At 45.5% G+C, this 13,033-nt stretch carries 7 protein-coding genes; 5 read left to right on the top strand and 2 right to left on the bottom strand.

Annotated features, from left to right (window positions below):
* Position 1: 1 nt before the first annotated feature.
* Together ACXAGV_RS07735 and ACXAGV_RS07740 are read right to left on the bottom strand one after the other, a co-directional pair.
* Complete coding sequence (locus tag ACXAGV_RS07735) at positions 2–1,117, bottom strand: metallophosphoesterase (RefSeq protein WP_474872753.1); 1,116 nt, start codon at positions 1,115–1,117, stop codon at positions 2–4.
* 81 nt (positions 1,118–1,198) lie between these two features.
* Positions 1,199–3,904, bottom strand: a complete 2,706-nt coding sequence (locus ACXAGV_RS07740) for a TonB-dependent receptor (protein WP_474872754.1) — start codon at positions 3,902–3,904, stop codon at positions 1,199–1,201.
* Positions 3,905–4,278: 374 nt separating this feature from the next.
* Between ACXAGV_RS07740 and ACXAGV_RS07745 the strand changes: the two genes are divergently transcribed.
* The 5 genes from ACXAGV_RS07745 (at position 4,279) to ACXAGV_RS07765 (ending at position 12,955) form a co-directional block, all read left to right on the top strand.
* A complete protein-coding gene (locus tag ACXAGV_RS07745; protein WP_474872755.1) occupies positions 4,279–5,190 on the top strand; it encodes a GGDEF domain-containing protein in 912 nt (303 codons plus the stop codon).
* 62 nt (positions 5,191–5,252) lie between these two features.
* A complete protein-coding gene (locus tag ACXAGV_RS07750; protein WP_474872756.1) occupies positions 5,253–6,437 on the top strand; it encodes a helix-turn-helix domain-containing protein in 1,185 nt (394 codons plus the stop codon).
* Between the two features lie 461 nt (positions 6,438–6,898).
* Positions 6,899–8,245, top strand: a complete 1,347-nt coding sequence (locus ACXAGV_RS07755; protein WP_039223884.1) for a Na+/H+ antiporter NhaC family protein — start codon at positions 6,899–6,901, stop codon at positions 8,243–8,245.
* Between the two features lie 100 nt (positions 8,246–8,345).
* Positions 8,346–12,341 (top strand): ATP-dependent RNA helicase HrpA, encoded by a 3,996-nt coding sequence (gene hrpA, locus ACXAGV_RS07760; protein ID WP_474872757.1) that lies wholly within the window; start codon positions 8,346–8,348, stop codon positions 12,339–12,341.
* 311 nt (positions 12,342–12,652) lie between these two features.
* Entirely contained in the window at positions 12,653–12,955 is a 303-nt protein-coding gene (locus ACXAGV_RS07765) for a PilZ domain-containing protein (RefSeq protein WP_039223891.1), read from the top strand.
* Positions 12,956–13,033: the final 78 nt, after the last annotated feature.

Consider the following 13,033-nt stretch of genomic DNA (forward strand, 5'->3'; position numbering starts at 1 on the left):
ATTAATCCTGAATCGTGTTCGGCGAAGATACTGTGCGGGCGTTATTCATTGTGTGGGTGTAAATCGTCTTCCCTTTGTGATCGATGTAATTAAGGAAGATGTTTTTAGCTGTCATGCTTACACTGACAAAGCCGCCGGTCGATTTTGCAAATTGCGTAAAGTCGTAGTTACTAACAGGGCGCACTTCTGAGCCGCCACCGGACACTACGTGCACTAGGCCATCCCCGGGTAATTGGTTGTGTTGAAGGTCGTGCTCGTGCCCAGCAACATAAAGGTTGACGCCATGTTTGTGGAAAATGGGTTCTAACACGTCTTTGATAGCTTTTGTTTTACCGTAGCGTTTACCACTTGAATAAAGTGGATGATGGCCAATGACAACTTTCCAGGTATATTGCTCTTTGGCCAACATAGTATTTATCCAATCAAGCTGCTCAGACGCTCCTTGTGAGTAGGCTTCCTGGTATTTAGCTTCGCCTGCATAGTCGGGGTTTAGCGGAGACGTATCGATAAACAACAAGAGAGCTGAGCTTCCATCGTCAAGCTTTAGAGTCTTACTGTAATACTGCGCCGGCATTTCCCATCGTCGACTCTTAGTGCTGTAATCTATTTGCGCCTGCCAGTTTCCTCGATAGTCATGGTTACCCAACACAGGGTACCAGTCGATGAATAAATGAGGTTGATGATAAATAGCTTCGTAAGAAGACAGCCAGTAAGGGTCGTCAATTGAGGCAACACCGTTGTCGTAGAAGTTATCGCCGGTGGTTGCGATAAATTCGGCATCTAGTTGATAGCTTGCAACATCTAGCCATTTTGCAACGTGTTTTTGATAAAAGTGGCCGTTGCGGCCCCAATCACCTAACGTTAAAAAAGAAACCGCGTCATCCGGTACCGATAAACCTTCAATAGTGGTGTGCACATAATAATCATGTGAATACTGCTCGTTGGTAGCCTTCGCATTTTCAATAGCTACGTTAGTTTTTGCCGCGGAGTAAGCGGGGCTTGTTTGCTCTGCCTTTACAAATTCTGAGGTAAGGCAGCAGGTGAAACAAAACGCAACCGCAAACAAGGTTGCGAATGTTGGCTTTGTGGTTGGGGCGAGTGTGGGTAAACCGTGCATGAAAGACTCTCAAATGCAGATGACGCAAGCCCCATGTTAGAAGCTTGCGAACATCTGAATATTAACAACAAATAAAAGTGACTAGTTAAGCTGCCAAGTGAAACCTAGCTCAAAGGTACGGCCATACTCTTCGTACTGCGCGTTTTGACTGCGCGTATCAAAGTAGTTATAGAAAGGCTCGTCACCTAGGTTTATGCCGTTGAAATACACCTGCATGCTGTCGTTAATGTAATAGCGGGCCATGAAATCAATTTGTACATGGTCATCTTCAAATCTCAGCATATCACCGTCAATTTCTTCGAAGTTTTCACTTTTATACGTGGTAGCAAGTCGTACACTGAAATCATTCGCTTCGTAACCAATGGTTAAGTTGCCAATGCGATCTGACTGGTTAGGTAACTGAGTTTCGAACGTTTCACCGTCTAAGAATGTAGTGGCTTCGGAGTCTGTGAACGTTGCGTTCGCAGATACAATAAACCCGTTATTGAAGGCTTTGACCCAAGAAAGTTCCAGACCAGTCAAGTCAGCAGAGTCGCCATTTATTGGCTGAATAACTTCTTCAAAACCTTCCCAGCCAGTGGTACCTGCAACATCGGCATACACAACAAAGTTGTCGATATTCTTATAGAACAATCCTGCTGAAATTACACCAATGTCACCAGGGTAGTATTCAACTGACAAATCAACGTTTTGCGCTTCATAAGGCTGAAGCTCTGGGTTGCCCACTTCTGCCTCACGTTCCGTAACGAAAACGCCATCGTCTTCTTCGGTTTTACTTTCGATAATTTGAAACGCAGCCACATCTTCAAATTTTGGACGTGAAATGGTTTGCGTGTAGGCGGCACGAAGCTGTAGCTTGTCAGAAAATGTATATCTGGCGTTTACACTCGGTAGCCAGTAGTCATAGTCGCGTTCAGCTTCCCATGGTGTGTTGACCACTTCTTCTACATCGGTTTGTTCATTTTCAACAAGCTCTACGCGCATGCCTGACGTTGAAAAGTCGGTACGCTCATAGCGAACACCGGCGACTAAGTGAAGCTTTTCAATATCAACGCTGCCCATCACGTAGGCGGCAAAAATATCTTCTTCATTTACATACGTGGCACCGCGAGATTCAACTTCTGAATTAAGGCTGTCTACTTCGAGGCTTGAGCGGTTATCGTTAAAGTAGCTGCGCATAACGCCGCGATTAAGCCCTGGCCCGAAATTATCGAGTGCATACTCTGGGCTAGCAGTACCAAACTGAGAGGCATCTAGCCCGTCAAAGTCGCCATCAAAGATTGTGATGCTGCTGTCTCTGTCTTTTTCTCGGCTGCGGTATTTTGAACCAAATTTGAATTCACCAATGTATCCGCCTACGTTAACAGGGCGTGATGCGTCAAATTTAATACTGGTTTCTGTATCTTTGGTGTAGTTATCTTCAAAACTGATTTCATCTACCTCGTAGGTAGATAAGTCCATGGCATCAGCGTTTTGCGACACTGTTGGGCGCATGGTATTTAAATCAGCGTCAATGCTGTCGTTTTCCGTTTTAAAAACGTAATACAAAGCGTCTGGTTCGTCTTCATCAGACTTCGCATAACCAAGTTGCCAGTTTGCTCTCCACGTCTTTAACTGATGCTCACCACCTAGTGCCACTGTAAAGATGCTTTGGCTTTCGTAACGATCTTTACTTTCTCTTTCTATTTCCGAGTCTTCACCGTCAAAAGTGAAAATGTTGGCCTGACGGTATTCGTCATCAGAAAATTCACTATATAGTGTGCGAAGGAAATACTGGTTGTTGAAGTCGGGACGGAAATCAATGTTCAGCGCACTACCTAAACGTTCGCGAGTGATTGTGTAGTCACGTTGCTCAAGCTCGTCATCACCGTTACTTTCAACGTTATCCGAACCAAAGTCTCTGTCAAAGTAAGAGATAGCGCCGGCCACACCCCATTCAGATGAAAGCTTTTTAGTAAAGGTGCCAGACAGCTTTGGGCTGGTTTTATCCACTAAATCATTCTGACTTGCTTGTACAGTAACGCTTGCGGTATCACGGGCTTTATCAAAGGCACTTACGCTTTTTACCGCCACCGAGCCACCAATGGCGTCGCCATCCATATCTGGGGTTACAGATTTCGATACCTCTAACGTTTGAATAAGTTCTGAGGGAATAACGTCAAGCGCAACAGAGCGCACGCCAGACTCCGGCGAAGGAATATTTAGCCCGTTGATGGTTACGTTATTAAGGTTTGGGTCGATACCGCGAATTCCCACAAAGCGACCTTCGCCTTGGTCACGTTCTATAGAGAGGCCGGGCAAACGTTGTAGCGATTCCGCAGCATTCTGATCAGGAAATTGACCAATAGCGTCTGCCGAAACAATAGACGAGATACGGTCAGATACGCGTTGCTGGTTAATGGCGCTTGCCTGTCCGCTTCGTTGGCCGCGCACCAGAATCTCATCAATGGTATCGCCGCTACCAAATTCGACGGCAGCGCGGGCAATACCATTGTCTGTCACGTTAATCGTTTGCGTGACGGTATCTTCACCAAGATAAGAGATTTCTAGTGTGTAAGTACCTTCAGGAATAGAAGGGAAGCGAAACGTGCCGTCTCTACCTGCTTCGGTCACAAGCCCTAGCTCGACAATTCTAATTTGTGCGCCTGTATAGCTGCGTGCTTTGGCGGCGTCTTTTACTGAACCAATAATGATACCATCCGCCGCTAAAGCAGGCGATGCAACGCTAAGGCCTAGCGCCGCTATGCAGGCAAGTGTAAGAGAAGAGTACGCGGTTTTAATTTTCATTTATTTTCCAATCAATTAAGCAGTCAATAGGAGTGTGAAGTAAGTGCTAAGTTAATGACTAAGTACCCTAAGAATGCTCCATGACAGTTATATGACGATTTGATGGAGCAATGGGCTTACTTTCGGCAATTGTCGCTAACTCTCAAATCGATGAGCTAAATTGACCCTGTCTTAAGTTCATGATTTTACTTGGTTTGTGTTTCTTTTTTCACGTTCCTTGAAATATTTGCCATCAAGATGTCACATTGATGAGCCAAACTGACCCTCGACAGTTTCAACAAATTTGGGCAAGACTCTCGTTTTGTTTTAAGCGCTGGAAGCCGCTGGACTGACGCGTGATGTATTCAATATTAGAGATATCCAAAGAGAGCATTATGTTTACCTTTACAAATTCAACACAATTTAGACATCACAAGCTTTGGCTGGTATTTACGTTTTGCGTGGTAACCTTGGCGGTGTGCCTAGCTTTTATGTTTGGCAATGCAAAAGAAAGCACCGTGATATATGGCCTAGATATTGTGGGGGAGGGGAGCATCGCTTTCTTAACGCTTGCGTGGATGCTAGCAGCGCTCGCTAGCCGTCCTCCTGGAAAAGTGACTAGCCTTCTTATTATAGGGCTAGGCTTTTTCTTGTTTTCTGTCAGTTTAGATTTCTTAGACGAATTTTTTCATTACCCCGAGGCGGCTTACTGGATAAGTATGATTGAGTCTTACCCTGCGGCGGTGGGGATGGTAGTGATGACCGCGGCACTTTATCAATGGCACCTAGAGCAGCGTGCGTTAAATTTGCAATTACGACGTCGTGAATGGGACGTTCGGGATCACGATGCTATCGATCCGATTACTCAGCTTTACCGTGCAGAGTATTGGAAAGCACAAATAAATAAATTACAGCAATCCGGGAAGTCGGCTGTAATTGCCATCATCGATATCAACAATTTTTCATTGTTCAATCAAAAGCATGGGTATACAGAAGGCGACAGGTATCTGCACGACATTGCGCAATTGGTGATCATGAATTTGCGCCAGCAAGATCTAGCGTGTCGTTACGCGGGTGATAGGTTTGCTATTTTGATGCCAGACGTCTCGCCCATGCAGGCCGATGTTATTCTGAATGATATCAAAGTAAGTATTCAGCATCTGTCTTTTAGACATAGCCTCAATGCCAACGCTATTTACACCACCGCACGCAGTGCTCAAGTGACGCTGTTACCTAATCAGCGCCTTGCGACTGTGCTAAACACCATGCTGTTAGAGCTTGAGTGTTCTCATGACAGTGCAGCGTAGTTTGGTCAGATTGGTGAAAATAGCTGGTGTATGTGCACGAAGATGCCTGCGGTGAATGTCTAATGGATTTAACGTTACCACGAATTAACGCACTAGAAGATTCTGCAAACGAAAATGCAGCGGCAGGTGCTGAGCGTTGCCATTCAACCCGTGTATGTAGCGTGGGTGTCACTGGTAGTGACAATGTAGTGATGTCGAGCCAAGATAAAGTGATCGCTGGGTATTGGCTGGTAAAGGCAGCGCTCAATGTGGCACTCTCTCGTGGCGGTAATAAGAATAAGCTCTTGCGCGGTACAGGTATTTTTGAGGAGTCGTTACAACCCAATTCGCTAGTAAGCATAAACCAGTATTCATCGCTGTTAGGCAATGTTCACAGCCAAACCAAAGGTAACGATGTCAGTTTTTTATTGGGTGGTGCTTTAGCCTCGCAGTGGCTTACTAGTCCGCTACATGTGCTTAAAGCATGCGAAAATATTGATCAGCTACTTCTACACCTTACTCAACGCCAAACATTTAGGTGGTATAGCTTACCGCTATGTCAGTTTCAGCGGTTTGAAAGTGCCGACAAAATAATGCTAGTGCCTCAGTTTACTGGCGCAAGCAGCAAACAGCTTCAATTCACTCTTGAAGTTGCATTTTCAACGCTGGTGGCGCTCATTAAAAGTATTACGAATAAGCGAATACCTTTGTCTTTTACCTTCACAGGCAGTCGACCGAAGAATATCGCTGACTATGAAACGCACCTTGGGCTTAAATTATCGTTTAATGGCCGCTTTAACAGTATTTGCATTGAAAAAAGGGTAACAAGCCAACCCTTAGGGCTGACAACTCAGCCGATAGACTCTGTTGAATTGCACGCATCTATGGAAGATTTACCAAGTAACAGCGCAACGCAAACGAAAGAAAGGAGTTCTATTGAACAGCAAAACCGCTTGTCTTTGCCTGACTTTGTGAGACGTTACGTTTGTGCTTCGTCTAACACGCACTCGCCTAATATCGGATTGCCTGAATTGGCGGAAACCCTAGACGTCAGCGTAGCAACGCTGAAACGGAAATTAAAAGAGTTCGGCACTAGCTATCGCGCTCTGTCTGAAGAAGTTCAGCGCAATCATGCGCTTTTACTTTTATCGGTGCACAAGGTGAGTAACGAGGCTGCGGCCAATGCAATGGGCATTAACGATTTGCCTAACTTTCGTCGTACAGTAAAACGACTAACAGGTAAAACCCCTAGCGAACTTAGAAGTTAATCAGAGACCGTAAATCGTGTTCGCCCCTTATGTGTCGAACATAAGACCTCTGTAATTAACATCTCAGTGCACTATCAACCCTACGATATAACTATGTGACGCTGCCCCCCAGCAGCAAGGTGGTTGTGGTCCACTTCTTAAAAAAGCAATACTCTTTGTCGCGTCAGCTTAACGTAGAACTACTATGCCTGCTGTAATACGACGCAATTACAAACTTTGTAAGTCTCATTGAGAGGGTAATTCTCTGTACGGTCTGTTATGACATAATCATTGGAAAGTAAATGTCTTTTCAATATCGTTAAAACCTTTTATCCTTTGCAGCCTTAGCTTTGCATCGTCAAAGACCAAAAAGATATGGTCTTGTTGAAGCTTGTTTTACGCACTCACACCCTTAAGGTGGCTTTTCCGCGTAGCCTTTAAACTTTTGCTGTTACGCAATAAAAACCAAAAGAGAGTTTTCTGTGCACGAAAATAACGACATTGCACCAAATTCTATCGCACCCAACCCGTTAGGTTTAACGCCTATTTTGCTTTTTGTAATTCTTGTTGTAGTGACAGGAATTACCACAAACGATATTACTGCGATGCCTATTTTGGTGGCGTTTTTTATCAGCGCTGGGTATGGCCTATGTTTAAATCCGAAAGGTAAAAAGGTCAGCTTCTCTGAAAAAGTACAAACCTTTTGTAAAGGCGGTGGCGATAAGAATATTATTCTTTTGGTGCTGATATTTCTGCTGGCTGGTGCGTTTTATGCCGTGACTATTGATATTGGTGCACGAGATGCCACAGTTAATATGGCGCTACAATTTGTGCCTTCTGCACTTATTTTGCCAGGCCTGTTTTTGATTTGCTGTTTTATATCATTTTCCATGGGCACGTCCATGGGCACCATTACTGCGCTCTCACCCATAGGTGCAGGCCTTGCCACAAGCCTCGGGCTGCCGGTGGAAATGGCGCTGGGTATTGTCGTGGGCGGCGCTATGTTTGGTGACAACCTTTCGTTTGTTTCAGACACCACCATTGCAGCAACCCGTACGCAAGGCGTACAGCTTAAAGACAAGTTTAAGGCAAACTTAATGGTGGCTGTACCGGCCTGCATCGTTACCATGGCATTACTGCTTATGGTCGATGTTGATACTTCTGGCATTGTTGAAGGCGGCAGCTACGATTTTTGGCGCATAGTGCCGTACCTGTGCATTATTGCTTTCGCGCTAACAGGGTTTAACGTCATCAGCGTACTTGCAGTGGGTATTGCCAGTGCTTGCGTAGTGGGCTTGCTGCAAGGCAGCTTTACGCCACTTTCCATGATGCAAAGCATCCAAAAAGGGATGGGCTGGATGCAGGACTTGGCGATGATTGCCATAACCATAGGTGGCATTGTAGCGCTCATGCACGCTAATGGCGGTATAACCTGGTTAATCGAACGCTTGACCCGCAAAGTTACATCAAAGAAAGGCGCGGAATTTAGTATTGCAGGCTTGGTCAGCTTTTTAGACATTACAACGGCGAACAATACCATTGCCATTGTTACTGCAGGCCCAATTGCTAAAGACCTGAACGAAAAATACGGCGTAGACCCACGCCGTACAGCGTCATTACTGGATATCTTTTCGTGCAGCTTTCAAGGCTTGGTTCCCTATGGCGCGCAGCTTTTAAGTGCAGCGGCCGTAGTGGGCATTTCACCTTTGGCCATTACGCCTTATTGCTGGTACCCCATGCTTATTTTTGTGTTTGGCGTGGCGGCCATTTGGTTTGGCTTTCCCCGTTTTAAAACTCCGCAGGACGATGAATTAACCCAAAGCGCTTAAATTCTCGTAACGCTTAACACGCTGGCTTTTTAGGGCGGTATCTTCTAGGATCACCGCCCGAATTTTATTGATGATTAAAACCTCGCTTTAGGATGTCACTTTGTCTTCACCACTTGCTATAAAACCTCTTTACAACAAACTAGACGATTGTTTAAGCGCAGATAAGTTTCGCTTAAAGCGCCGTATTACGCAGCTTGCACAAAAAGTGAACGGTACATCTGGTGTTGACGGAAAAGGCGCGGAGAAAAAGGCAGATAATCACAAAGATTCAGAACGTGACAACGTAGTTAGCAAAGAAAACTTAAACGCCCAGTTTGAAAAACTAGAAAGCGACATCAACACATCAATAGAGAAGCGTAATTGGCGCAAGGACAATCTTCCTAACGTTGAATACCCACCGCTGCCGGTTAGCGATAAAAAAGAAGACATCAAAGAAGCGATAGCAAACAATCAGGTCGTGATTGTTGCGGGTGAAACCGGGTCGGGTAAAACGACACAGCTACCTAAGATATGCTTAGAGTTAGGCCGCGGTGTAAACGGCATGATAGCCCACACTCAGCCTAGACGACTAGCGGCACGAAGCGTAGCGACTCGAATAGCCGAAGAGCTAAACACGCCCCTTGGCGAAAAGGTGGGCTTTAAAATTCGCTTTAGCGATCAGGTAAGCGAGCGAAGCTACGTTAAGCTTATGACCGACGGTATGCTGCTAGCTGAAATGCAGCAAGACCGCTTCTTAAATCAGTACGATACTATCATCATTGATGAGGCCCACGAGCGAAGCCTTAATATCGACTTCTTGTTAGGTTATCTGCGCCAGCTGTTAGATAAGCGCCCTGATCTGAAGCTTATTATTACGTCAGCTACCATCGACCCGGAACGCTTTTCTAAACACTTTAATAATGCGCCAATTATTGAAGTGAGCGGACGTACCTATCCGGTTGAGATTCGTTATCACGCGCCAGAAGATAATAATGACGATATAGATCAAAGTGATGCCATCGTAAACGCTGTCGACGAGCTAATGCGTGAGGCGCCAGGCGATATCTTAGTGTTCTTAAGCGGGGAGCGCGAGATACGTGACACCCAAGATGCTTTGAGCAAACAGCATTATCGCAATACTGAAATTGTTCCGCTTTACGCCAGGTTGTCGGCGGCAGAGCAAAACCGCATATTTCAGTCTCACAGCGGCAGGCGCATTGTGCTTGCTACCAATGTGGCCGAGACATCGCTAACGGTTCCTGGCATTAAATACGTAATTGACCCAGGCTTTGCCCGTATTTCACGCTACAGCGCTAGAAGTAAAGTGCAGCGACTGCCTATTGAGCCAATTTCTCAAGCGTCAGCGAATCAGCGGGCAGGGCGATGCGGCCGTGTGTCTGACGGTATCTGTATCCGCCTATACAGTGAAGAAGACTATCTAGGCCGCCCAGAATTTACTGACCCAGAGATACTGCGAACCAACCTTGCATCGGTTATCTTGCAAATGCTTGCGTTAGGGTTAGGCGATATTGCTGCTTTTCCGTTTGTACAGCCGCCTGATAACCGTAATATTAACGACGGTTTCCGTTTACTTGAAGAAATCCAAGCTATTGCGAAAGGCAAAGCTAATAGAAAAACGAAGCAAAGTGGCAAGATGCAGCTTACCCCGCTGGGTCGTCAGGTAGCACGATTGCCCATCGACCCACGCTATGCACGCATGGTGATAGAAGCCGAGCGTACAAACGCGCTCAGCGAAGTTATGGTGATTGCAGCCGGGCTTTCAATTCAAGACCCACGAGAGCGACCACAGGAAAAACGCCAGCAAGCAGACGAGAAGCACAGCGAATACCACGATAAAGATTCTGACTTTATCAGTCTTTACAACTTGTGGGTGGCGTTTAGAGAGCAACAAAACGCGCTGAGCCAAAACCAATTGCGCAAATGGTGTAAGCAAAATTTCATCAACTATTTACGTATGCGTGAGTGGCAAGACATTGTTAGCCAACTCAAAAAATCTATTGCTGAACTGGGCTTTGGCATTTCAAAGCAAGAAGCCGATTATCAGGCTATTCACCAAGCTATTGCTAGCGGTTTGCTGTCGCACATGGGTTTTAAAGACAAAGAGCGCGAGTATATGGGGTCACGCAATTCACGCTTTTTAATTTTTCCAGGCTCAGGGTTATCAAAGTCTCAGCCAAAATGGGTAATGGCAGCCGAGCTTGTAGAAACCTCTAAGTTATTTGCACGCATGGTGGCAAAAATAGACCCAGCATGGGTAGAGCCTTTGGCCGAGCATGTTGTGCAACGAAGCTATTCAGAGCCACACTGGTCGAAGAAACGCGGTGCGGTGATTGCCTTCGAGAAAGTAACCTTGTTCGGGTTACCCATAGTGATGAAGCGTGCGAAGGTTTATAGCCTTATCGACCCACCAATCTGCCACGAGTTATTTATCCGTGAAGCGTTAGTAGAGGGCAATACTAAGCTCAATTACAGCTTCTTACAGGAAAATCAGGCACTGCTGGAACAAGCAGATGAATTTGAACAAAAGACCCGTCGTCGCGATTTGATTGTTGATGATGAAGAACTCGTTAGTTTCTATGCCAAGCGTATCCCAGTTGAAGCCAATAACGATGCGGCGTTTAAAAAGTGGTTTAGACAGCACGGAAGCAACGACAGTTTAACGTTTAAAGAAGAAGACGTGTATCGTCAGCAGCCTGGGCAGTCAGTAGCAAATGTTTTCCCTGATGTATGGCGCCAAGGCAATATTACGCTGCCGCTACGCTATAACTTTGAACCGAACGCTGAAGATGATGGCGTAACGGTAGTGATCCCGCTACCTGTACTCAATCAAGTTGATAACGTAGGTTTTGATTGGCTGGTGCCGGGGCTAAGGCACGACCTCATAGTAGGTTTAATCAAAACCTTGCCCAAACGTTTGCGCCGTAATTTTGTGCCTGCGCCTAATTTTGCTGAAGCGTGTCTTGCTGATATCAGCGAAACGGATAAAAACAATCGCCCTGTGCCTTTGATTGCAGCCGTAACCGATAAACTGCGTAAAATGACAGGCGTTATCATTGAAAGTGAAGAATGGAATTTACCCCAGCTTGATAAGCATTTAAAAATGCACTTTGCGGTAGTGAACGACAAAGGTGATGATATTGCCAAAGGTGACGACCTGCATGCGCTTAAACAGCAGTGTGAAGGGCAGGTTAAGCAAACCTTTGAGAAAGCCGCAACACCGGAGTTAGAGCGAAATAACATAGAACAATGGGATTTTGAAACTCTACCGGAAACCTTTGTGCAAAAGGTAGGCGGATTTGAAGTTCAGGCGTTTCCTGCATTGGTGCAAAAGGGCGATAAAGTAGATATTGCGCTCATTGAAGAAGCGGATAAAGCCCAAGTTCTGCATAAGCAAGGCGTGAATGTCTTGATTAAAAACGCGATGCCGTCGCCGCTTAATTATTTGCAAAGCAAATTACCCAACAAAGCCAAACTGGGTTTGTATTTCAACCCATTCGGGCAAGTGAAGGCACTGATTGATGACTGTATTTTTGCCGGTATTGACGCCATTGTCGGTGATTACTGCAAAACCAATAACACCGACATTCGCAGCAAAGCCGACTTTGAAGCCTGTTTAGAGATTGCTCGTGCGAACATTAACGAAAGGGTGTTAGAGATTGCAAAACAAGTGGAGCTGGGGCTTACCCTTGCGCACCAGTGCCAGAAGCAAATGAAAGGTAACGTGCCGCTGACCATGATAAACGCTTTAGGTGACTGTAAAGCCCACTTGGCATCGTTAGTGTTTCCTGGTTTTGTTTCTGAAATTGGTGAGAGCAGGTTAGAAGATTGGAACCGCTATATTAAAGGCTTGGCCCGTCGTCTTGAGAAGCTACCTATTGACCCCAACAAAGACCGAATGCATCAGGTAACCGTAGAAAAGTCGATTAAAGAGTGGGAAAAAACGTGCAGTAAGTACCCCAAAGGTAAGGTGCCTCAAGCCCTTGATGATGTGCGCTGGATGATAGAAGAACTGCGTGTTTCTTTGTTTGCGCAACAGCTTGGTACGGCCTACCCCATATCAGCGAAGCGCATTACGCTTCATTTGGCGGACTTTTAATAAGGCTCTTGATGTAGACAATGGGTAACGCCTAGCTTTCCAAACAGGAAGCGCTTCTACTTAGAATGATTAATCAATTAAAGCGCCGTAGAACATAGTGTCGCAGGGCTTAATTATTTGTAAATAATAGAAGCAAGGTATGCTGTTTTGTCGATTGCAGCACATTACCATAAAGTTATTGAGGTAAGACCAATATCATTTTTACAACATTGCTGAATAAATTTTGGACAGTTCGATTGACAAGTTATCGTCATCACCCTATAACAACAGTGTAGTCGAAAGCGTAAAGCTAAAAATCGGGAGAAGTAGACATGTTGGGATACGACGATAAGCGAAATTTTTTCAGGATGATGGTAAATTCGCCGTGTCAGTTGCAAATTACTGACGATGAGTCGAGCCGCACCATGCAGGCAATGTGTAGAGATATCAGCGCTACTGGTATGTCTTTAGAGGTTGATGAACCCTCGATTGAAGTAGGCACTCAGGTGAGTGTTGCTATCGAATCATCTAGTTCTCAAATTCCTTCTTTGGCCGCGTTGGCGACCGTTGTACGCTGTAAGCCAGAATCTGAGTCTAGTTGCATAATAGGTGTTGAAATTTCTCAGATGAAGTAGTCACTTTCCTGTTATTTAGGCGAAGCTCCCCCCTTCGCCCCATTCAGTCGTAATACACGAGAGTTTCTTCAATAGTAT

The sequence above is a fragment of the Alteromonas sp. ABH4_453 genome (assembly GCF_056160665.1).